This is a genomic window from Bacillota bacterium, assembly GCA_013178125.1.
Classification (GTDB): Bacteria; Bacillota; SHA-98; order Ch115; family JABLXJ01; genus JABLXL01.
Window position 1 is genome coordinate 21,610 of record JABLXJ010000012.1, and the last position, 22,240, is coordinate 43,849.

Here is a 22,240-nt window from a genome sequence, read left to right on the forward strand (position 1 = left end):
TCGCCGGTGTTTGCGTGACGGGGCCTTTGAAATTTGGCAATGCCCTCGCGCCAAATTTCAACGGAGGCGCGCCGCAAGCGCGCCGTCCCCGGAGCGCAACACCGGCAACCCCTGGAGAGTGTGATGGTAAACCGGGTCACCTACGCAAACAACCCGATGAGCCAATTATGCAGGCTGATGATGAGCGGCGCGAGGACCAGCGATACGACCGTCATGAGCTTCAAGAGGATGTTCATGGCCGGGCCCGCTGTATCCTTGAAAGGATCGCCCACCGTATCGCCAATGACGGCTGCCGCATGCACCGGGGTCCCTTTGCCGCCGAGGTTGCCCGCCTCAATGAACTTCTTCGCATTATCCCATGCCCCACCGGCGTTGGCCATTTGCAACGCAAGCGGCACGCCCGTGGCGAGGGCACCCGCGAGGAGACCACCGAGAGCCTCCTTACCAAGGATCGCGCCTGTAGCGACGGGGATGATCACGGCCAGCAGGCCAGGCACCACCATTTCCTTGAGGGCACCGCGCGTGGTTATGTCCACGCACGTCGCATATTCAGCCCTGGCCTTGCCCTCCATCAAGCCCTTGATCTCCCTGAATTGCCGCCTGACCTCCTCAACAACGCTGAACGCCGCGCGCCCGACGGCCTCCATGGCGCCTGCAGCAAAGACGTAGGGCACCATGGCGCCTATGAAGAGCCCCGCGACAACCCTGGCGTCAAGCAAGTCCATAACGGAGAGCCTAGTGGCCTGAACGTAGGCAAAGAAGAGTGCGAGAGCTGTCAACGCGGCCGAGCCAATGGCAAAGCCCTTGGCGATTGCAGCGGTCGTATTGCCCGCAGCGTCGAGGGAATCCGTGATCTTCCGGACATTCGCCGGGAGATGCGCCATCTCGGCGATGCCGCCGGCGTTATCCGAGATCGGACCATAAGCGTCGACAGATACCGTCATGCCAGCGATGGCAAGCATCCCTATGGCAGATATGGCGATGCCGTAGAACCCGGCGAGATAGAAGGCCACGATGATCGATACCGCGATGAGGAGGAGCGGGATAACCACGCTCCGCATACTGAGCGCCATGCCGCTGATAATGTTCGTTGCGGCGCCCGTCTTGCACGTGGTTGCAAGGGCCTCGACCCGCCTTCCCGACGTGTAGAGCTCGGCGATGAGGCCTGTCACCACACCGGAGATGAGGCCCGCCACAGTAGCGTAGAATACATTCAGGTTTCCATAGTAGTATTTGCTGAGAAAGAATCCGCCGACCATCATGAAGATCGCGCTGAAGTAGGTTCCCATCCTGAGCGCTCCACCCGCATCGCCCTTATCGCCGCTCCTGACGAAGAAGGTCCCGAGGAGCGACGCGATAACGCCGATGCCCGCAAGCAGGAGGGCGAATAGTATGCCCTTGATCTTGGCCTCAGGAGTCGTAAACACTGCGGCTGCTATGACCATCGCCGACACGATAGACCCGACGTACGACTCATACAGGTCCGCGCCCATGCCTGCCACGTCCCCGACGTTATCGCCGACGAGGTCCGCGATAACTGCGGGGTTCCTCGGGTCATCCTCGGGGATGTTGGACTCGACCTTGCCGACCAGGTCGGCGCCGACATCTGCTGCCTTGGTGTAGATACCACCGCCGACCCTTGCAAATAGGGCCACGAAGCTGGCGCCCATGCTGAAGCCTGCGATGATACCCGTTGCTTTAACAGGGTCTGACATGTTCGAAAAGATGATATAAAGGAGGGAAAGGGCGAAGAGCCCTATGCTTACCACCGTCATGCCCATTACAGCCCCACCCGGGAAGGCCACGGCCAGCGCCTGACCGAAGCCCTTTGTGGCTGCCTGTGCCGTGCGCGTATTGGCCCGCGTGGATATCTGCATGCCGACAAAGCCCGCTGAGATCGAACAAACAGCACCGACTATAAATGCGATAGCTGTATAGATGCTAATACCGGCGGCAAGAATAATAGCAACTATGATGAGAATAATAGATATAACGCTGTACTCGCGCCTCAGGAAGGCCATGGCCCCCTCGTGGATCGCCTCGGAGATCTCCACCATCTTGGGATTTCCAGGTTCTTTCTTCAGCACACTGCTTGCAAGGTATACAACAAATAGCAGGCCGACCACGCCTGCAATCATTGACCACAAGACAGGTGACATACTCCCACTCCCCACTTTTTATATTCTGCGTCTTATTCTATATTCTGGATATATTTTTTCTATAGATCTTTACCCGCGTTACTGCGTAACTAACCCAGGCTAACCACGCTCAGCATTATAGACGACAAGAGGAAGAAGATCGCAGCCACAGTTGTGACCTTGCTGAGCAGGTCGTCCCATCCTTTATTCTTCGCAAAGAACAGCTGGGCCCCGCCGCCTATGGACCCCAGTCCCTCGCCCTTGCTCGACTGGAGGACAACCGCGACGATAAGAACGATTGACACCAGGAATTGGAAGACTATGAGCGCCGTCCTCACTGGCACACCTCCCCCCGGATGCTAGATGTAACTCCATCAAACCTATTCTGTTCCCGAACCTAGCGAACCTGGGCTTTGAACCCCTGCTATTCCGGCCAGTCCAGGTCAACCAAGGTTGATTTTATCACATCCGCCAGGGTCCCGCAAGTATCTTCGAAGCTGTAGAAGCTGTACAGACCGCGTCCCTGGCTCCATCCATGGAGCACCCATAAAGCATCGATAAAGAGTCCCGCCTTGATGAAGCCAGGGGCCTTCGGGACTTCCGCCTATCCCCTCAAGCTGCGGAAAGCCTTCTTGCCTGCATACTGGGCCACGTCTCCCAGCGAATCCTCGATCCTGAGGAGCTCGTTATACTTTGCAACGCGGTCGGTTCTCGACGGCGCGCCGGTCTTGATCTGGCCCGCATTGGTAGCCACCACGATGTGGGTTATCGTCGTATCCTCGGTCTCGCCGGACCTGTGGGATACAACGGCGGTGTACCCCGCCCGTTTGGCCATCTCCATGGCCTCGAGGGTCTCCGTGAGCGTGCCGATCTGGTTCACCTTGATGAGAACCGAGTTGGTAACACCCATCTCGATGCCCTTAGCTATACGCTCAGTGTTGGTAACAAAGAGGTCGTCCCCGACGAGCTGCACCCGCTTCCCGATGCGGTCAGTTAGCTTCTTCCAGCCGTCCCATTCGTCCTCGGCAAGGGCGTCCTCTATGGATATGATGGGGTACTTCTCAACGAGGCCCTCATAGAAGTCCACCATCTCATCGACCGTCCTGCTGACACCCTCGCCCGCGAACTCGTACTTGCCATCCTTGAGGAACTCGCTGCTGGCAGGGTCGAGGGCGATGAATATATCCTCCCCCGGCCTGTACCCCGCCTTCTCGATCGCCTCGATAATCACGGCTATAGCATCCTCATTCGACTTCAGGTCGGGCGCGATCCCGCCTTCATCGCCCACCGCCGTGCTCATGCCGCGCTTCTTGACAACACTCCTGAGGGTATGAAATACCTCGGCGCCCATCCGCAGGGCCTCAGCGAAGGAATCCGCCCCCGCTGGGACGATCATGAACTCCTGGATGTCGACGTTATTGTCCGCGTGCTTCCCGCCATTCAGGATGTTCATCATAGGAACTGGGAGGACCCTGGCATTCGTGCCACCGATGTAGCGATACAGCGGGAGCCCCAGGGATTCGGCCGCCGCCTTTGCACACGCGAGGGAGACCCCCAGGATGGCATTGGCCCCGAGCTTTCCCTTGTTGGGCGTGCCGTCGAGTTCGATCATCATGCGGTCGATCAGGACCTGGTCGGTGGCGTCCATGCCGACGAGCTCGCCGGCTATCGTCTCGTTCACGTTCTCAACGGCCTTGAGCACGCCCTTCCCGAGGTACCTCTTCCCATCCTTATCGCGAAGCTCTACAGCTTCATAGGCACCGGTCGACGCGCCAGACGGGACAGCCGCCCGTCCCACGCTGCCATCGGCCAGGGTGACCTCCACCTCAACAGTTGGGTTCCCCCGGGAATCAAGGATCTCCCGGGCGTAAATATCCTCAATAATCGTCATATATGCGCATCTCTCCTTTCAATCAATGCCTCACTTGGCCCTGTCAATGCTCACCTTAACCCCATTAAATAACACTCACTTGACCCCGCCTGCCGCGCTCTGGCAGATCTTGTAGAAAGTCTCGGCGTCCAGGCTCGCACCGCCCACAAGGGCGCCGTCGATATCGGGCTGCTCGAGGAACTCCGAAGTATTCTGAGGCTTGACGCTCCCGCCATACTGTATCCGTATCTCCTGGGCGATGCGCTCATTGAAGACCTCTGCCAGCGTCTGGCGGATCAACCTCGCTACCTTGTTGGCGTCCTCGCCCGTAGCGGCCCGGCCCGTGCCGATCGCCCAGATTGGCTCGTAGGCGACCACGATGTCCGCCGCGCCTGTCGTCTTAATGCCATCCATGGCCCCGAGGACCTGGCGCCGGATGAGCTCCTCGGTCTTGCCGGCCTCTCGCTCCTCTATACTCTCCCCGACGCACACGATCGGCATGAGGCCGTTCGCCATAGCCGATTTGATCTTCCTGTTCACGTCTTTATCGGTCTCTCCAAAATATTTGCGCCTCTCCGAATGCCCTATGATCACATAAGAGCATCCCAGGCTCTTCAACATGGTCGGTGAGACCTCGCCGGTGAAGGCCCCCTCCTCCTCCCAGAAGAGGTTCTGGGCCCCGAGCTCGATGTTGCTTCCCCTGAGGACCTCCTTCACAGGGTATAGCGCTGTAAATGGTGGACACACGAGGATATCTATATCACGCATCTCTGCGACGAGCCTCTTTAACTCCTCGACGAGCGCCAGAGCCTCGGGAACAGTCTTATACATTTTCCAGTTTCCGGCTATTATTCGCCTTCGCGCCACCGCATGGCACCCCCTGTTAATATACTTACTTATCCTTCAAAATCGCCACGCCAGGAAGCTCCCTGCCCTCGAGGAACTCCAGCGAGGCCCCGCCGCCCGTGGAAACATGGGTCATCTTGTCAGCGAAGCCCATCTGCTCGATGGCTGCAGCCGAATCGCCGCCGCCCACTATCGTGGTGGCCCCGGATTCCGCGAGGGCGGCCGCTATCTCCCGCGTGCCTTTGGCAAACCGCTCCATCTCGAATACGCCCATCGGGCCGTTCCAGACCACGGTGCGCGCCCCCTTGATGGCGCCCTTGAATAACTCAAGGGTCCTCGGCCCTATATCAACACCTTGCCAGTCAGGGGGAATCTCATCCACGGATACGATCCTGGCCCCGGCGTCCGGAGCGAAGCGGTCCGCCACAACCACGTCAACCGGCAGGAGAAATGTCACGCCCTTCGCCTTGGCTTTATCTATAAGCCCCAGGGCGAGTTCGAGCTTATCCGCCTCAAGCAGAGATTGGCCGATCTCCTTGCCCTGAGCCTTAAGGAATGTATAGGCCATGCCCCCTCCAACGATCAGCGTATCGACCTTGGTCAGGAGGTTCTCGATCACGCCTATCTTGTCCGAGACCTTCGCGCCGCCGAGTATAGCCACGAAAGGCCGGTCGGGGTTTGCCAGGGCCTTGCCCATTACCTCGATCTCCTTTTGCATGAGGAACCCTGCGACAGCCGGCAGGAACCTGGCGACGCCCGCAGTGGAAGCGTGAGCCCTGTGCGCCGTGCCAAAGGCGTCATTCACGAAAACGTCAGCCAGCTCGGCCAGGGACTTCGCAAACCCCTCGTCGTTCGCCTCTTCCTGCTTATAGAACCTCACGTTCTCGAGCAGAACCACATCGCCGGGCTTCATCTTTGAGAGCGCGGCCTTTGGCAGCTCGCCTATGCAATCATCCACCTTTGTTACAGGCTTCCCGAGGAGCTGGGAGAGCCTCTCTGCTACAGGATCCATGCGAAACTCGTCGACCGGCTTGCCCTTTGGCCGGCCGAGGTGGGAAACGAGGATCACCTTGGCGCCCTGGTCGATAAGGTATCTTATCGTCGGCAGGGTTGCGGCGATCCGCCTGTCGTCAGTGATCTCACGTTTTTCATTCATCGGGACGTTGAAATCAACCCTCACCAGGACGCGCTTGCCTGCAAGATCCACGTCCTTTATGGTCGCCTTAGCCATCGTTGTCCCTCCCCTTCATTCTCGAAGCTTGGCTTTTGCTTTCCATGCCAATAAGCCGGGCGGGGCGCTAGTGGGGGACAGGGGCCCACCCGGCTCGGAGATGATATCGCATTACAACCCCTTGCTGGCTATATAGACAACGAGGTCGACAACGCGGTTAGAGTAGCCCCACTCGTTGTCATACCAAGAGATGACCTTCACGAGGTTGCCCTCGATGACCATCGTTGAAAGTGCGTCGACAATCGAGGATCGCGGGTCATCATTGAAGTCCTTGGAGACGAGAGGCTCCTCCGTGTAGCCGAGAATGCCCTTGAGCTCTCCCTCGGCCGCCGCCTTCAAGGCCGCGTTGACCTCCTCGACACTGGTGGACTTCTCGGTCTCAGCGACCAGGTCTACAACGGATACGTTGGGGGTTGGCACGCGCATAGCAAACCCGTTCAATTTGCCCTTCAGCTCGGGGAGAACCAGGCCGACAGCCTTCGCTGCGCCAGTGGTGGTGGGGATGATGGACATTGCGCCGGCGCGGGCCCGCCTGAGATCCTTGTGGACCAGGTCCAGGATCCTCTGGTCATTGGTGTAGGAGTGAACCGTCGTCATCAGGCCCTTCTTGATAACGAACTTCTCGTGGAGGACCTTTGCCACAGGCGCGAGGCAGTTCGTGGTGCACGAGGCGTTCGAAACCACATGGTGTTTTGCCGGGTCGTAGGTCTTCTCATTTACGCCCATGACGAATGTGGCGTCCTCGTTCTTAGCGGGCGCAGTTATAACGACCTTCTTGGCGCCGGCCTTAAGGTGAGCGGCAGCCTTTGTAGCATCTGTGAATATGCCCGTCGACTCGATGACGATATCGACGCCCAGGTCCTTCCATGGCAGGCTGGCGGGATCCTTTTCGGCCAGTATCTTTACGCTCTTCCCGTTGACAACGATGGAATCATCTTGGGCCTCAACCTGCGCATCAAGCGTACCGTGAACCGAGTCGTATTTGAGAAGGTGCGCATTGGTCCTGGCATCCGCCAGGTCGTTTGCAGCCACTATGTCGATATTTGGATTTTTCATGGCCGCCCGGAATACTATCCTTCCTATCCTCCCGAAACCGTTAATTCCAACTCTTACAGACATTCCTATCTCCTCCCTTTAATCTCCGCATGAACTCCCCATGTTGGCTACCGGTATATCCGGTATATAATGCATCATCGGGTCTAAGCCCCGTTGGGGACGCTTACCTGAGACTGCGACCGTCTCAGGATTTCCAGGACCATCCTGGCCGTTCCCTCGTCGCAGATGAGGCCCTCCCGCGGCCGGTTGGCCATAACAGCGATAATGGCCTCCGCCTTACTCGCGCCGGCCGCCACGGCGATAACCTCCTTGCCGGCCATATCCTCCGGCCTCAAGCCCATACTCGGCGTGAGATGGACAATCTCACCAAATCTGTTGAAGTAGTAGCCAAAGGTCTCACCCACTGCGCGGCCGGACCGCAGGGTCTTCAGCTCCTCCTTGCTAAGGTTGCGCCGCCGCACCATTTCCTCGATTGTCCCGACGCCGTGCATCACGATCCGCGCCTTCTTGATCATATCCAGGATCTCGCGGATCCGCGGGTCGTCGGAGATCATGGACAGCGTCTCGGCGGGCAGGTCATCGGGGACGTTCAGGAGCCGGTAGACGCCTCCCATCCGCTTCGCCATGGTGGCTGCGATGGTATCCGCCTGTTTCTCCACATCCTCCCCGAGCCCGCCGCGAGCCGGCACGATCGTCACATCATGCCTGGGCCAGGGCGCAGGCACTGCTTCGGCAACTGCAGCCATGGTCGTGCCGCCCCCGACCGCTATGATATCGCCGTCGCGCACAATATCCCGGAGGAGCCTGGCAGCGGCCCTGCCAACCTCCTTTTTTACCGTGGAGTCCTCATCTGCATCACCTGGCACGACAACCACCTTCGCCAGCCCGAGCGCCCGAGCCAGCTCGTCCTCAAGGTGGGCAAACCCGCGCAGCAACCTGACATAATCGCCAAGCTTCCAGAGAATATCCTCCCCTTCCCTGGTCACCTTCACTCCTGTAACATCCACCGCCAGCAGGCCCCGGTCCTTAAGGAAATCAATCTCGTTGCGTATCGTGCGCTCGGGGGCTCGCAAGCGACTAGCAAGCACCCGCCTGCCGACGGGCTGAGAGAAGTAAACGTGGCGCAAGATCGCATATCGCCGTTCAATTACCTCTCCGAGCTCAGGAGCGATCTTTTGCTGCAGGGCGATAATATTCTCCACGAGCAAAGCCTCCAAATACTCACGGGGCATAGCCTCCACATGCTCACGATGAGCTGGTAACGGCTGGATATTGGGACGCCTAACGTCCCAGAACCCCTACCTCCGTCCCGCTATGCGCACAAAATATTCTTCTATCGTCGCCCATAGTGTATTCTCCGAAGCGCCAAAAAATCCTCCCCCGAAGTTAAAAAATATATTTCGTAATCACCCTACTATCTACTACTACGTTGGCCTGGTGACTCAGTAACGCCGCCGTTTAGATGATGCAGGGATCATCAGCTCTTCCCGGTATTTCGCGACAGTGCGCCTCGAGATGATCACACCACGCTCCTTGAGCAAGCCCGTAATTGCCTGGTCGCTCAAGGGCTTTCTCGAGTCTTCATTCTTGATGAGCTCTGTGATGAAGTGCTTCACGCTTTCCGAAGAGGTCTCGCTGCCGCCGCTGGTCGAGACGCCACTTGAGAAGAAGAAGCGAAACTCAAACGTTCCTCGCGGGGTCTGGACATACTTGCCGGCGGTCGCGCGGCTGACCGTCGACTCGTGCACCCCGATAGCCCCTGCGACATCCCTTAACGTCAAAGGCTTCAGGTAATTCACGCCTTTATCAAGAAAATCCCGCTGGAACCGGACAATGCATTCACTGATCCTGTAAAGCGTAAACCTGCGCTGTTCTATGCTCTTGATAAGCCATAACGCTGCATTTAACTTGGATTTGAGGAAATTGAGCGCCGGTGCCTCGATGTTCTCTGCGTCGCGCAACATGCGCCGGTACTCGGGGTTTATCCGGAGACGCGGGACACTCGCATCGTTAACAATTATTGCATAGTTGATCTCTCCGCTTCTCCCGTTCTTCCCGGTCCTCTCTATGATGACATCCGGTGTTATGTAACCAACGTCATCGCTCGGTCTCCAGAACTGGCGGCCGGGCTTCGGGTCGAGCGTCTTTATTATATCGCACAGCCGCTGGACATCCTCAACGCTCATGCCGAGGGCACTGGCGATCCTGGGGAGCTTGCCGCCGGCAACATCCTCGAGATGGTTCCCGATTATCACCTTCGCAAGCTCGCGATCTGCCGGCGGGATATCAATGGAATCCAGTTGAATCGTAAGGCACTCTGCGAGGGTCCGGGAGCCAACCCCGGGGGGCTCAAATGTCTGGACCAGCTTGAGGACCTCCTCTGCATCCTCGATGCTGCACCCGGCTATGGAGGCAACCTCACTTAGGGGTGCGCGCAGGTACCCATCCTCATCCAGGCACCCGATAAGAACCTCCCCGATTTCCACATCCCTCCGGCACAGGGAATTCAGCCGGAGTTGAAAGAGCAGCGCATCGCGCAGGGATTGTTCCGTCCTGAGCCAGGATTCATATGATACCGTTTCAGGGCTATCGTGGGAGGAGCCCTCCGAGCGAGGGGCGTAACCAAGGTCGCTGCTATCCTCGAAGTAGTCCCGCCATTCGAGGTCTGGCCCCCTCTCCTCAGAGTCTCTACGCTCCTTGTCCCTGCGTTCTTCCTCAGGCGCAGCCTCAAGCAACCTGCCAGGACCAGCATCCCCGTCGCCGTCATCATCGCTGTCGCCATCGCCATCGCCGTCGCACAGCTCGAGCAGTGGATTATCACAGAGCTGCCCCTCAATATACTCCTGCAGCTCTAAAATGGGCAACTGCAACACGGTGATTGCCTGCCTGAGTTCAGGCGTCACGATGAGTTTCTGAACTTGCCGCATGCTCAGATCATATCCAATTTGCATATCCGGATAACTCCCCGCATGCTTTCGTTAATGCTTGTAATGCTCTGCTGCAACCGTCTCCGTCTCCACTCTATGTTTCCAGTCTATTATATTCTACCTGGGACCACTATTTCCTTTTCCTCTTCCTCTCACTGGGCTCACCGCTACCACCCTGGCCTCACCGACGCGTTGCGCGAGCTTCATTATCCTCCGCATCCGGTGATTCACAGCCGACTTGCTTGCCGGGGGCTTGAGCAGCCTCCCTAGCTCCTCGAGGGTCAAATCGGGGTTTGACCTCCGCACATCAGCAATGTCCCTGAGTGCCTGGGGCAAGTTCAATATCCCGATGGTCCGGTCGATCAAGTCGATCGCCCTCACCTGCTTCATTGCCGTCTTCGCCGTCCTCGCCAGGTTGGCAGTCTCAAAGTTTACAATGCGATTAACCCTGTTGCGCAGGCCCTTCACTATCCTGAGATTTTCGAGGTGAAGCAGGGCCATGTTTGCGCCCATCACGCGAAGCGCCTGCGCCACCGCCTCCCCATCCCTGGAATAAACCACATATTTGCCTTTATGTCTAGTAACCCCGGCGTCGATCGAAAAGGAAGAGAGCAGCCGGCGGGTGTCTTCCGCGAGGCCTGGAGTATCTACAGTCAGCTCCAGGGCATATGCCTTTTCAGGATCAGAAATGTACCCGCACATGAGAAACAAGGCCCTCAAGTAAGCCCGGGAGCAACAGTCCGAGCCCAGGATAGGCGAGGGCACCCCGTCCACCCTCCGGCCATCACGGGTAATCAATCCACTCTCGACCGCGGCACCTCGGGCCGCGCTATTAAGGGTGATCCTGAGGGTGTAAATGGTATCCCTCTTAGGCCTCGGCCATCTCTGGACGATCACCTCCGAGCTGGCGCCCAGCACCTTCTTTATCGTTGCGAAAACCCTCCGAGCTATAGCCGCATCCCGGATCGATAGCTTCAGGATGGGCTCCCCCTCCCCGGTCGTCGGGACCATGTCCGCCCCGGCCGCGATAAAGGCCATCAACTCTGCGAGCTGGCAGCATTCCTTCGTGTTTGCTACCCGCGCAAGTTCGCTCGTGGTCTGGAGGAAGAAAACCATGTGCCTGTCTCGCCTCACTCTCATCCTACACTGTTATTTTAGCATACTTCCCCCCAAACGCATAATGGTCCTGTAATCCCCTATACCCTCTCGGTGGCATCGCCAGGCTCTGGTTAACCTGGCATTCCATAGCATAGCCGTCCTAATCGAAGCATAGCGGTATATTCCAGAGCAGGACAACTACCGCCTGAAGCCTTTCATCGCTGGCAGGAGATATCCCCTCTATGCCAACCCTCCGCGTCCCTGACAAAAATAGCGGCCTCGGCTATAATGAATGCCAGCCATAACAGGTCAATAGCGAGAATGGGCCGCCTTTTCCCCTTGACCAGCGTGCCTATCAAGGCATCGCCCAGGCCAGGGACTCCGGATCCCCATATTTCTACATTTTGGAATCTGGAGCCCTACCTGAGATAGAACCAAGGAAGGAGCGTTGGTAGTATGTTTCGATCCAGAGGAACGGCCCACACTGCCATCATGTTAGTTATAATCCTAATATCCGCTCTGGCAATTGTCGCGGAGCCAATCGCACCGGGTCAGAAGGCATACGCTGCCCTGAGCACCAGCCAGCCCTGGGGCGGCGACCGGAACAGCGGCTGGGCCTACCTGTGGCTGATAGCCCAGTTGATCCACGCCGAGGCCACCAACGAACCCTACGCCGGCAAGGTCGCCGTGGGGGCTGTGGTTCTCAACAGGGTTGCCAGCCCCAAGTTCCCCAACACAGTGCCCGGTGTGATATATGAACCGTATGCATTCACCCCCGTATATGACGGCCGCATAAACCTCCCTCCTGACAGCGAATCAATCCGCGCAGCGCAGGATGCCCTATCGGGCTGGGACCCATCCTACGGGGCACTTTATTTCTACAATCCTGCGAAGTCCACATCCTGGTGGGTATTCACCAGGACCATTACAACAAGAATAGGGAACCACATCTTCGCCAGGTGAGTTGGATCGCCTGCGCTAGATGAAGAGGGGGAAAGGCGAGTCAACGGGGTCGCAGTAATGCGACCCTCTTCTATTTACCCCGCTACCCCACTATGACTTATACCTTAGCACTTTACACCTTCACCCTTGCGCCTTCATAACTTCATAACACCTTTGCACCTTCATGCCTCTCCTGTCATATCCCACGGCGAGGCCCGAATACATTTTAGATAACGGGTGCAAAAGGCTGGCGGCGGGTGGGGATAAACAGGCAGGCCGGCACCCGGCGCGTAGACCAGTATCCAGCGGAGGTTATCGACACATGGTCAACCTGGTATGGTTCCTACTCATCGCAGCCGGTGTTATCACCGGGGCCCTATCGGGCAGGAACGAGGCCGTTACCCATGCAGCCCTATCGGGGGCCCATGCAGCAGTAACCCTGGTTTTAGGCCTGGTCGGCGTAATCACCATGTGGTCAGGCGTTATGAAAATCGCAGAGGAAGCGGGTCTCACGGAGATGATCGGCCGCCTCGTGAGGCCCGTGGCGGCCCGCATCTTCCCGAGCATCCCGGAGGATCACCCCGCCATGACCGCCATAGTCATGAACGTAATTGCCAACATCCTCGGCATGGGCAACGCTGCGACCCCCCTGGGTTTGAAGGCCATGGAGGAGATGCAGAGGCTCAACAGGAAAAAGGATGAGGCCTCGGATGCGATGTGCACCTTTCTGGTCCTCAATCTCTCCATAGTGGTCCTGGTCCCGACGACCGTCATAGCTATAAGGGCCCAGCATGGATCGGCGAATCCCACCGAGACCGTCGGTCCGACCATCATCCTCACAACATGCTGCATGATCCTCACCCTGGTCGCAGACAGGGTAATAAGGGGGCTATCCATCTCGAAGCACCCGCGCCGGAGATGAGCGCGAGCTGAGCGAGAGACGAGCGAGGTAAACGCCATGTTTATGAGCATCATCAAGATCCTCTCCAGTGCCGCAATCCCCTTTACAATCCTATTCATCTGCCTTATCGGCTACGTGCGCGGGGTCAAGATATATGACGCCTTCATCGATGGCGCAAAGGAGGGGCTCGCCACGGCGGTGAGGATCCTCCCTTTCCTGGTCGCCATGTTCGTGGCCATAGGGATATTCCGCGCATCGGGGGCGATGAGCATATTCACCAGCCTGCTCTCGCCAATCGCCCGGCTCATGGGCATATCCGGGGACCTGCTGCCCCTCGCAATCGTACGGCCCCTGTCCGGGACCGGCTCCATGGAGGTCCTGTCGGATATCCTGAAGGTTCACGGCCCTGATTCCCTCACGGGGCGAATGGCCTCGGTGATGCAGGCGAGTTGCGAGACGACTTTCTACATCATCACAGTATACTTCGGCGCCGTGGGCATAAAGAAAATCCGCCATACCCTCGTTATCGGATTGATGGCGGATGCCTTAGCCTTTATCGGCGCCATCCTCATCTGCCGGGCTCTATTCGGCAGCGCTTGAGCTGGCGCATGGTAAGCGTGGCGGTCGGCAGCTACAACATCCTCATTATAGCCCTGGCGAGCTTGCCCGGGTCATGCCGGGCGAAGTCCGTCTCGCAGATGAGGTCCCCCTCCAACACCTTCAGGCCCAGCCTTTCGATGTCCTCGATATCGGCCGCCACCTGCTCGGCCCCTTCTCTCAAGTACCTCTCCAGCAGGGCCCCGGGCACGGCCCCATGGTTGACAAGGACGCAGTCGATCACTCCTTCCCCCACATGTCCCAAGATGGCCCTGACATGGTCGGCCGCGGTGAATCCATCCGTCTCCCCCGGCTGGGTCATGACATTACACGCATATACCTTGATTGCTCGAGACCTCCTGATCTCATCGGCGATCCCCTTCACTAGCAGATTCGGCAGGACGCTCGTAAAGAGGCTCCCGGGGCCCAGCACGATGATGTCGGCGTTTCTTATCGCCTCGATCGCCTCAACAACCGGCTCCACATGCTCAGGCCGGATGAATACGCGGCGTATCCGGGACTTGCTCTTTGATATATTGCTCTCACCATGGACTATCGTCCCATCTTCGAGCTCGGCATGCAGGGAAACATCCTCCAGCGTGGAGGGGAGGACCTGCCCCCTCACGGCCAGTATCTTGCTGGATTCCTTGATCGCCCGCTCGAAGTCCCCGGCTATCTCCGACATGGTCGCGATAAACAAGTTTCCAAAACTGTGCCCCACAAGCTCCGGTGGGTCGCCGCTCTTGAATCTGTACTGGAATAGTCGCTGCATCAAAGGCTCCGCATCGGCCAGCGCCACAAGGCAGTTGCGGATGTCGCCGGGAGGCAGGACGCCCATCTCGCGCCTGAGTTGCCCGGAGCTGCCCCCATCATCTGCGACCGTGACGATCGCAGTTATGTTGCTCGTGAACCCCTTAATCCCTCTAAGCAGTGTCGATAGGCCTGTGCCGCCGCCTACGGCCACGATCTTTGGTCCGCGCCTCAACTGGCGTCTCTCGTGCACTATGCTCACTATCTTGCCGTTATCAATATCGCCCTCGGGGAGCAGCGCAGATGTCACGGATTGCATAACCTGGCGGAACCCGAAGGTGATCGCCAGAGCGCCGGCAACGATGGCAATGAAGCTCCAAAGCAGGGGATTCTCTACGTTGCGAAGCTCGCGGCCAAGCGCGCCGAAAAACCCCTGGTTTGCCTGGTTTATAAATATAGAAAAGCCAATGGCGACGACAGCCACCCCTGCAATAAATATCAAGAGCCACCGTTTGACCCTCATACCGGGATACAGCCATTTCAAGACATTCACACCTGTCTCAGCTCCCCCGGGTTTTTCTCTAGATCGCGCTGAACCCTTTCAACCCCGAGATCCCTGTCCCTGTGTTCAACTGAAACGCGAAACCCCCGGCTCCTTAGGAGTTCAGCCAGTTTGTTGGCAATGGCCACCGACCGGTGTCTCCCACCCGTGCAGCCTATGCCGATAACGATCTGAGCCTTGCCTTCTTTAATATAATGCGGGATCAGGAAGGAAATCATGTCAAATAACTTATCCAGGAATCGCCGCGTCACAGGCCACCGCAATACGTATTCCCTTACGGGCTCGTCATCTCCGGTCAGGGGGCGGAGGCCCTCGACGTAATGGGGGTTGGGCAGGAACCGAACATCAAACATGAGATCTACATCAAGGGGCACGCCATATTTGAACCCAAACGAAACTATAACTATGCTCAGCTTATTCCTCGTATCGGTATCGCCAAAGAGGTCCATGATCTTCTCGCGAAGCTGGCGCGAGGTCAGATTGGATGTATCTATCACCCTGGTGGCCCGCGTCCTGAGCTCCTCCAGGCGCCCGCGCTCGTTTATGATCCCGTCGAGGATGCTCCCCCCCGCGGCTAGCGGGTGCCTCCGCCGGGTCTCCTTAAATCGCCTCACAAGGGTATCATTGGATGCATCAAGAAAGAGAATCTCATAGTCTATGCCCATTTCACCTAGATTCGCTAAGGCATCGAAGACGCTGTCAAAGAATTTCCCACCTCTTATGTCTACCACCAGTGCTATTTTATTGACTTTCCCCTCCGATTGTGCAACGAGGTCGGCAAACTTGGGGATGAGGGTCGGGGGCAGGTTATCGACGCAAAAGAAACCGAGGTCCTCGAATGACCGGATCGCCTCGCTTTTCCCTGCCCCCGAGAGGCCCGTGATTATGACAAACCTGGCATCCTTCCGCGTATCCATATCCCCCATTGAAAATGACCTACCTTACATTACATTCCTTACATTCAGAATCATGTCCGGCCCGAGCCCCGCACACCTCGCGATCTCCAGGGCAGGACCCAACCTTCCCACATCCTCGGGACGATGCGCGTCACTGCTCAGGACGAACTTCGCCCCCTCGCCGGCGGCGACCCTGACGAAGTCAAGGCTCTCCCCGGCATGCTTTGCATTGATCTCCAAGGCCGTGCCCATCTGCACACACGCACGCGCAAGCTCCCTCGTATCAATCGAGACCTCCAGCCCGGGGTGCGTAACAATGTCTATCCTTCGAGCCGTCACAGCCCTGACGAGGGCATCGGTGTTGGCGATGCGCGCCCTCCTGGGGAGATCGGCGCAGAGGTGCTGAAGGCGGCGAGGACAAAGCCTGATGACGACGTTTCGCCCCACGATCCCCCAGGCATCCCCAGGGGTCTTCCCACGCACAAGCAGGTGATGCCCGGCCAGCACCTTATCCAGCCCCTCCAGGATCGCGTCAGGAACATCCAGGCTCCCATCCAGCCCCACGATATTGGCCTCGACGCCCAGGAGCACCTTAATATGAGGGTACCTGGCCCTACAAGCCTCCACATCCCTGCGTATCGCCTCAAAGGCCCCGAGTCCCCGCATGCCTATACTGAATATATTGGCAGGTCCATGATCCGTTATAGCGACCTCTTCCAGCCCGGCCTCTATCGCGGCAATGACGTTATCCTCGACCGTGCCCGTCCCGTGGCTGTACACGGTATGGGTATGGTAATCAGCAAATGGCTTCATCCCTGTGATCTTCATAGCCCCGGCCTGTATGGGCGACCCGGCCACCAGTGAGGGTCAGGAGCACGTTCCCCTCTTCGTCCATGATGATAACGTCCGCATCCTTCCCCGCTTCGAGGCTCCCCTTCCGGTCGTCGATCCCTATAACGCGCGCGGGATTTAGCGTCGCAAATCTCACGGCATCGTAAAGCGATACCCCCAAGAACTCTACCATATTCCGCACGGCCCTGTCCAGGGTCAATGTGCTCCCGGCCAGTGCCCCGCCCTCGAGGCGGGCTGCCCCTCCCGCCACTTTTACCTTCTGACCTCCAAGCTCGTAGTCCCCATCGGGCATGCCCGCGGCCATCATAGAATCCGTGACCAGAACCAGCCTGTCCATCCCCTTGCACCTCAGCATGATCTTCAAGACCTGGGGGTGGAGGTGAAAACCATCAACAATCGCCTCGGCCGTCAGCCTGTCACATGTCAACGCAGCGCCGACGACGCCGGGCTCCCTATGATGAAGCGGGGGCATGGTATTGAAAACGTGCGTGCAATGGGAGAGGCCAGCCTGGACCGCGCATAGCATGGTTTCATACGATGCCGCCGAGTGGCCGGCTGAAGCCGTGATTCCCATGGCTGCGAGTAAGCGTATAATGTCTATACACCCCTCGACCTCAGGGGCCAGGGTTACCAGCCTCACCGCGCCTATTGAGCCATCAAGCCACCTATTGAGCTCTGCTCGAGAGGGCCGTCTTATCCAGGCTTCATTCTGCGCGCCCTTCTTTCCAGGATTTATCCAGGGGCCCTCACAATGGAGGCCAATGATATTGGCGGGGTATCCCCCCTGCCGCACCGCCTCGCCCACGACGTGCGCGCATTCAACAAGGACATCCTCAGGGGCCGTCATCGCCGTCGGCAGGAACGAGGTGGTGCCGTGGGCGGCGTGATGGGCCGCCATGCTCCAGAGGGCGCCAGGGGTAGCCTCGAGCGTGTCATGCCCGCCCGCACCGTGTGTGTGTATATCAATATAGCCGGGGGCTACGACCATACCGCGCGCGTCTATGATGCGGCTATCTCCGGTATTGTAGGTCCTGAACTCGCCGTAAGATCCTATATGGGCTATCCTGCCATCCCTAATGACTACAAACCCATCTGTGATGATCCCTGACGGAGTAAATATATCGCCGCCCCTGATTATAAGGGACGGCCTCGCCTCAGTATCCATAGCCACCCTCCCTCACAACCCTTCCACCCGCCCGTCCATGCCAGTTCATCCCAGTACCTACCGATTCACGCCAGTGTCTACCGCTTTCGCCCGGCCCCCCGGTCTCCATCAGAATCTCGATCAGAATCTCGGGGTCAACCTGCGGCCCTTGAGCTTGCCCCTGCCTTTGAGGAAATCCCTGACGCGGTCCACCGATGCATTGATGATGAGGTCCTCAGTCAACCCGGCCCCCTCGGCTAGCTCGATGGCGGCATCAAACAGCCCCACGCGCATGGAGATATGAGCATCGCTCCCTATCGCAACCCTTGCCCCGTGGCGCGCCGCAAGCCGGGCAAACTTGCAACAATTCTCCTCACTGTGCTTCCTTGTAATGGTAAGGGAGCTATTGTTTATTTCAAGCAACACCCCAAGATCCTTTGCAGCCTTCACGACCTTCTCTATATCTACCTGGTACTCGGGGTTGCCCGGGTGAGCGATGGCATCCACATATGGGTTATGCATCGCGGCGATCATTGCGCGGGTATTTTCCTCCACCGCGCCGCCGTCATAACCCGTCCGGACGTGAAACCCCGCCAACACGAAGTCGAGCGTGGAAAGGATCCGCTCAGGGATATCAAGCTCGCCTTCCAGGTTTATTATGTTGGCCTCCACACCGTTCAGGATTTCAACGCCGAACATCGTTTCGGGGATGACCCTGAGGTTCCCGAAATAATACAGGTGCGGCCCCCCCGGAAGATTGGGGCCATGTTCAGTAAAGGCTATCATTTCAAGCCCCTTCCCAGACGCGGCCCGAGCCGTCTCCTCAATAGTGCTGTACGCGTGTCCACTTGCGATGGTATGAACGTGCAAATCCGCTACGAGCTTCATCTACTACTGCCTTCTCCCCTATCACATGTCTTATGTTATGTCTATATATCCACACTGACTAACTTAGCGCTAAGTGTAACTTCGAGATTACCGCCGTTTTTCCAGAGGTTGCCGGTACTTGCGTGACGGGGCCTTTGAAATTTGGCAGGGCCCTCGCGCCAAATTTCAACGGAGGCGCGCCGCAAGCACGCCGTCCCCGGAACGCAACACCGGCAACCTCTAGGACGTGCTGGTAAACTGGCACAAATTAAGGAACCTACACTTAGTCATGGACTTATATGACCCTGATGGCTTTTCTTCGACAAAGATTGAGGAGTTCCTCCTGGCTTCAGACCAAGAAACGCCATCGGATCAATATCAGGGAACAGCACGTCTGTCTCGGGCCCCGGTCCCAATTCCCCCAATTCCACCCCCAATTCGAACTCTCCTCCCAGTCCCAGTCCTGATTCCACCATGCCCGCCAGCTTCCAAAACCTCTCCCGGTGCTCTATAAACCTCTTCGTGGCGTATTCCCTCGCACCCTGAGTTGTGATCAAGAACGGCCAGTCGCTGCTCTGGAGGAGTAAAGCCTCGCGGGCTGCCTGGCGCAATAGATCCATCCCCGCCGGCGCCACGGTGGAGGACACCTCAGCGAACATCCTGGCCAGATCCCTCATCTTCTCCTCAATCGCGTGTATGTCACGCCACATCCATTCCGTGTCCGAATTTGCCCAGATATAGTGCTTGCCGCCCAACCCCCAGGAGCTTTCGTGTAACTCTATGGCCTGGTCCGGCGGATGAGTGCTCAGGTAACCCCCGGTAGTAGTCAGCTCTATGGCGGGATTCTGAGCCATCTTCTCGAGCACCCTTCCAAGCCACTCAACTCCCTCAAACCACCAGTGACCGAAAAGTTCAATATCATACGGGGCAACAAGTATCCCATGTCTTCCGGTCTCCCGGTGAAACTCCGCCAGCAACTGCTCAACAAGCCATGTGAAATGACTTGAATGCTCCTCTACCCTTCCCCAGGCACCCTCAACATTATAGAGCTCCTTACCATCCAGGTCAACGAGGTGGCTTGTCACCTTCCAGTACTGGAACCCCGACTCGGGATCCCGCCTGTGAAACTCCCTGTAATTTCCATCCCCCGGGTACCCCCATTCACTCGACCAGACCTGCAGCCCCGTCCGCTCGTTACGTCCAAACGCAACAACCGTGCTCCCTTCAAGGTAATAAGGGAGAAACGTTGTCTTGCCGGTGCGTTCTCGCTCTTGTTGTGTTTCGTCACCCATATCCTCGGCAAGATCAACGGGCCCTACCTTCGTGTACTGGCTAAACGCCCTGCCACCCTCGATAGCGTGGGAATCCACGAAGAAATATTCTATACCGAGCTCCTCCAGGAATGACTCGATCCCGCGTTTAAACTCCGGCCGGGGCTGTGACTCGAGGTGAGGCTGCGACTGGAGCTGGGACTGGGTCCGCGACTGAGGCTGAGGCTGGGGCCGGCGGGGGCGATAGGCGCATTCCGGAAGCCAGGCGCCCCTGGGCCGTCTCCCGAAGTGTCGCACATACGAGTCAATGCCCATCTTGAGCTGGGCATAAATGGACTCCTCGGTGGAGAGAAGGGGAAGATAGGCGTGGGTTGCGGCGCTTGTTATAATCTCGATCTCCCCCGAATCTTGCAGGTCTTTGAACGCGCCGACAACGTCCCGCCCGTACCTTTCCGTAAAGCTCCTCTTTATACCCGTGTAATAATCCCTGTAAAATCGGGCAAGCTCCTCCATCTTAAACTCATTCAATTCGGCGAATCTCCCAATATCGCCCTCGGCCCTTTTAATCTTATCATCCAGGTATTGTTCAAACCGCCCCAGCATATAAGGATCGGCAAGCTGCTCCACCAGGACGGGCGTGAGGCCCACCGTAATCCTTACAGGCAGGCCTCTGGCCTTGAGGTCGTTTAGCACATTCAAGACCGGCAAATACGTTTCCGCCAGGGCCTCCATCACCCACTCCTCTCCGAAGGGCCAGACCCCCGCTTTTCGACAATATGGCAGGTGGCTGTGTAAAACAAAATTAAAGGAACCAATAACCATCGCTTGATCCCCCGGGATAATTTCCAGATATCTACGTGGGTTCCACGTATCTACGCGGATTCCACACGCTTTGCTCCTACACTATTTATGTCCGTTTTCCTTTCCCTCTAATCCGCGGGTTAATCCACGAAAACCCAGCTGTGAACGCGACCCCCGGATCCCCGAATTTAAAATTATAGATCAGTCTTGAATCATAAAATGAGCCGTCCGGCGCAATACTATAAGTTAGCATTGGGTAGATAAACTATGGTTTTCTCTGCCATGCAACTTCACCGCCCGGCATATTTCGCCAGGGCATCGGGGCGCTATGCTAAATCCTGGCGTCAAATCCTATAACAAATGATAGGCTTATGACTTGATGTGGCATGCCATGTTATATGACATGGTTATGATAAAATAGTTACGATAGATCTGTAACAGGAATGTAACAGGAACAGGCAACAGGGGGTAGCAGTTTTGGCAGGCCGTTTGGATGAAGACCTGAAGAACCAGGAAAAGCAGGAAAAGGACGTTGAGGAAATCTGTCTTCCCGCTGAGGTTGCGGAGCTAACTACAATTGAAACTAGGGAGATAAATCTTGCCCAGGACGCAGGGCGTGGCGAGGTTTATCCCAGGTTTATGATGGAGGCGGAATATGAGCTCCCGGCCGGTTACGGCGAGACCAAACTGGTTCTCCAGGTTAGAGACCCGTACTGGATGCATGCCTACTGGGAGGTATCAGAGGAGACTATCCGGGATATCCAGGGGGTGCTGGGCCCCCTCGCCTGGGAGGAGGCCCAGCGAACCCTGAGGGTCCACGATATCACGGATATAGACTTCGATGGTACAAACTCCCTCTACTCCTTTGAAATCCCCATCAATAATGTGGCAAACAACTGGTATATAAACGTCGAACGCCCCAACCGGCGCTACTGTGTGGACCTGGGTGTCAAAAACGAAACAGGGGATTTCATCCTGATCACCAGATCAAACCCTGTCCATACGCCAAGGGATGGGGTCTCGGAGATCGTGGATGAGGAGTGGATGACGCTCGAGGCCATCGAACGGGCCTACCCGGTGCCGTCGCCGCGGGGACCGAGCTCGCCCGAATTTGTCCGGAGCCAGGAACTTCAAATGCAACGCGAGTACGAAGAAGTAGGCTCCGGCGCTTTGGGCCTTATAAGCAGTCCAGGCGCCATAAGCAGCCCGGGCCCGGGCATAGCCTACCCGCATAAAAGGGGTTTCTGGCTCACAGCTGATGTTGAGATCATAATCTACGGCGCCACCGAGCGGGACGCATCTGTGACCATCCAGGGGATGCCTGTAAAGCTGCGACCCGACGGGACATTCACGGTGCGGTTTGCACTCCCCGTGGGCGAGCAGGTTATCCCCGTAGAAGCCGTATCCGCTGATGGCAAGGATCGCCGCCGGATCACAACGACCATCAGCAGGAGGACCACCTGAAACCTGAGACTCAGCGAAAACCAGGCA

General features: G+C 57.5%; 19 protein-coding genes. 4 read left to right on the forward strand and 15 right to left on the reverse strand.

From position 1 onward, the window contains the following. Positions 1-140 precede the first annotated feature (140 nt). The 9 genes from HPY71_10715 to whiA all read right to left on the reverse strand — a co-directional run bounded on the left by HPY71_10715 (position 141) and on the right by whiA (position 11,208). A complete protein-coding gene (locus HPY71_10715) occupies positions 141-2,159 on the reverse strand; it encodes a sodium-translocating pyrophosphatase (GenBank protein ID NPV53981.1) in 2,019 nt (672 codons plus the stop codon). A gap of 89 nt (positions 2,160-2,248) precedes the next feature. Further along, on the reverse strand, positions 2,249-2,476 hold the full coding sequence (gene secG / locus HPY71_10720; protein ID NPV53982.1) for a preprotein translocase subunit SecG: 228 nt from the start codon (positions 2,474-2,476) through the stop codon (positions 2,249-2,251). A 266-nt stretch (positions 2,477-2,742) separates the two neighbouring features. Then, complete coding sequence (gene eno / locus HPY71_10725) at positions 2,743-4,029, reverse strand: phosphopyruvate hydratase (GenBank protein ID NPV53983.1); 1,287 nt, start codon at positions 4,027-4,029, stop codon at positions 2,743-2,745. A 75-nt stretch (positions 4,030-4,104) separates the two neighbouring features. Beyond that, positions 4,105-4,875 (reverse strand): triose-phosphate isomerase, encoded by a 771-nt coding sequence (locus HPY71_10730; protein ID NPV53984.1) that lies wholly within the window; start codon positions 4,873-4,875, stop codon positions 4,105-4,107. 25 nt (positions 4,876-4,900) lie between these two features. Further along, the gene (locus HPY71_10735) at positions 4,901-6,085 is read right to left on the reverse strand and encodes a phosphoglycerate kinase (protein NPV53985.1); all 1,185 of its coding nucleotides are present in this window, start codon (positions 6,083-6,085) and stop codon (positions 4,901-4,903) included. Between the two features lie 111 nt (positions 6,086-6,196). Further along, positions 6,197-7,204 carry an ArsJ-associated glyceraldehyde-3-phosphate dehydrogenase gene (locus HPY71_10740; GenBank protein NPV53986.1) on the reverse strand — a complete coding sequence of 336 codons (1,008 nt, stop codon included), beginning with the start codon at positions 7,202-7,204 and terminating at the stop codon, positions 6,197-6,199. Between the two features lie 80 nt (positions 7,205-7,284). Continuing rightward, a complete protein-coding gene (locus tag HPY71_10745) occupies positions 7,285-8,343 on the reverse strand; it encodes a hypothetical protein (GenBank protein NPV53987.1) in 1,059 nt (352 codons plus the stop codon). Positions 8,344-8,583: 240 nt separating this feature from the next. Next, positions 8,584-10,092 (reverse strand): RNA polymerase factor sigma-54, encoded by a 1,509-nt coding sequence (gene rpoN, locus HPY71_10750; protein ID NPV53988.1) that lies wholly within the window; start codon positions 10,090-10,092, stop codon positions 8,584-8,586. A 93-nt stretch (positions 10,093-10,185) separates the two neighbouring features. Then, positions 10,186-11,208 carry a DNA-binding protein WhiA gene (whiA, locus tag HPY71_10755; protein NPV53989.1) on the reverse strand — a complete coding sequence of 341 codons (1,023 nt, stop codon included), beginning with the start codon at positions 11,206-11,208 and terminating at the stop codon, positions 10,186-10,188. 414 nt (positions 11,209-11,622) lie between these two features. On the opposite strand from whiA, the gene HPY71_10760 reads away from it, so the two are divergent. From HPY71_10760 to HPY71_10770, 3 genes are all read left to right on the forward strand, one after another. Next, the gene (locus HPY71_10760; protein ID NPV53990.1) at positions 11,623-12,129 is read left to right on the forward strand and encodes a hypothetical protein; all 507 of its coding nucleotides are present in this window, start codon (positions 11,623-11,625) and stop codon (positions 12,127-12,129) included. Positions 12,130-12,430: 301 nt separating this feature from the next. Next, positions 12,431-13,030 carry a spore maturation protein gene (locus HPY71_10765; protein ID NPV53991.1) on the forward strand — a complete coding sequence of 200 codons (600 nt, stop codon included), beginning with the start codon at positions 12,431-12,433 and terminating at the stop codon, positions 13,028-13,030. 36 nt (positions 13,031-13,066) lie between these two features. Further along, entirely contained in the window at positions 13,067-13,609 is a 543-nt protein-coding gene (locus HPY71_10770; protein NPV53992.1) for a spore maturation protein, read from the forward strand. Between the two features lie 31 nt (positions 13,610-13,640). On the opposite strand, the gene HPY71_10775 is transcribed toward HPY71_10770, so the two are convergent. The 6 genes from HPY71_10775 to HPY71_10800 form a co-directional block, all read right to left on the reverse strand. After that, positions 13,641-14,909, reverse strand: coding sequence for a YvcK family protein (locus HPY71_10775; GenBank protein ID NPV53993.1), 1,269 nt, complete (start codon positions 14,907-14,909; stop codon positions 13,641-13,643). Continuing rightward, a complete protein-coding gene (gene rapZ, locus HPY71_10780) occupies positions 14,906-15,835 on the reverse strand; it encodes an RNase adapter RapZ (GenBank protein ID NPV53994.1) in 930 nt (309 codons plus the stop codon). The genes HPY71_10775 and rapZ overlap by 4 nt, the downstream gene beginning before the upstream one ends. Before the next feature lie 24 nt (positions 15,836-15,859). Next, a complete protein-coding gene (locus tag HPY71_10785; protein ID NPV53995.1) occupies positions 15,860-16,627 on the reverse strand; it encodes a PHP domain-containing protein in 768 nt (255 codons plus the stop codon). Continuing rightward, a complete protein-coding gene (nagA, locus tag HPY71_10790; GenBank protein ID NPV53996.1) occupies positions 16,611-17,831 on the reverse strand; it encodes an N-acetylglucosamine-6-phosphate deacetylase in 1,221 nt (406 codons plus the stop codon). The genes HPY71_10785 and nagA overlap by 17 nt, the downstream gene beginning before the upstream one ends. A 120-nt stretch (positions 17,832-17,951) precedes the next feature. After that, entirely contained in the window at positions 17,952-18,698 is a 747-nt protein-coding gene (locus HPY71_10795; GenBank protein ID NPV53997.1) for a phosphatase, read from the reverse strand. 266 nt (positions 18,699-18,964) lie between these two features. Continuing rightward, the gene (locus HPY71_10800; protein NPV53998.1) at positions 18,965-20,770 is read right to left on the reverse strand and encodes a DUF1957 domain-containing protein; all 1,806 of its coding nucleotides are present in this window, start codon (positions 20,768-20,770) and stop codon (positions 18,965-18,967) included. A gap of 456 nt (positions 20,771-21,226) precedes the next feature. On the opposite strand from HPY71_10800, the gene HPY71_10805 reads away from it, so the two are divergent. Then, the gene (locus HPY71_10805; GenBank protein ID NPV53999.1) at positions 21,227-22,213 is read left to right on the forward strand and encodes a DUF4912 domain-containing protein; all 987 of its coding nucleotides are present in this window, start codon (positions 21,227-21,229) and stop codon (positions 22,211-22,213) included. Positions 22,214-22,240: the final 27 nt, after the last annotated feature.

Excerpts from the sequence above, each read along its gene's own strand:
- HPY71_10715 (NPV53981.1), bottom strand. The coding sequence starts at position 2,159 with ATGTCACCTGTCTTGTGGTCAATGATTGCAGGCGTGGTCGGCCTGCTA.
- eno (NPV53983.1), bottom strand. The coding sequence starts at position 4,029 with ATGACGATTATTGAGGATATTTACGCCCGGGAGATCCTTGATTCCCGG.
- HPY71_10735 (NPV53985.1), bottom strand. The coding sequence starts at position 6,085 with ATGGCTAAGGCGACCATAAAGGACGTGGATCTTGCAGGCAAGCGCGTC.
- HPY71_10740 (NPV53986.1), bottom strand. The coding sequence starts at position 7,204 with ATGTCTGTAAGAGTTGGAATTAACGGTTTCGGGAGGATAGGAAGGATA.
- rpoN (NPV53988.1), bottom strand. The coding sequence starts at position 10,092 with ATGCAAATTGGATATGATCTGAGCATGCGGCAAGTTCAGAAACTCATC.
- whiA (NPV53989.1), bottom strand. The coding sequence starts at position 11,208 with ATGAGAGTGAGGCGAGACAGGCACATGGTTTTCTTCCTCCAGACCACG.
- HPY71_10760 (NPV53990.1), top strand. The coding sequence starts at position 11,623 with ATGTTTCGATCCAGAGGAACGGCCCACACTGCCATCATGTTAGTTATA.
- HPY71_10765 (NPV53991.1), top strand. The coding sequence starts at position 12,431 with ATGGTCAACCTGGTATGGTTCCTACTCATCGCAGCCGGTGTTATCACC.
- HPY71_10770 (NPV53992.1), top strand. The coding sequence starts at position 13,067 with ATGTTTATGAGCATCATCAAGATCCTCTCCAGTGCCGCAATCCCCTTT.
- rapZ (NPV53994.1), bottom strand. The coding sequence starts at position 15,835 with ATGGATACGCGGAAGGATGCCAGGTTTGTCATAATCACGGGCCTCTCG.
- HPY71_10785 (NPV53995.1), bottom strand. The coding sequence starts at position 16,627 with ATGAAGCCATTTGCTGATTACCATACCCATACCGTGTACAGCCACGGG.
- nagA (NPV53996.1), bottom strand. The coding sequence starts at position 17,831 with ATGGATACTGAGGCGAGGCCGTCCCTTATAATCAGGGGCGGCGATATA.
- HPY71_10795 (NPV53997.1), bottom strand. The coding sequence starts at position 18,698 with ATGAAGCTCGTAGCGGATTTGCACGTTCATACCATCGCAAGTGGACAC.
- HPY71_10800 (NPV53998.1), bottom strand. The coding sequence starts at position 20,770 with ATGGTTATTGGTTCCTTTAATTTTGTTTTACACAGCCACCTGCCATAT.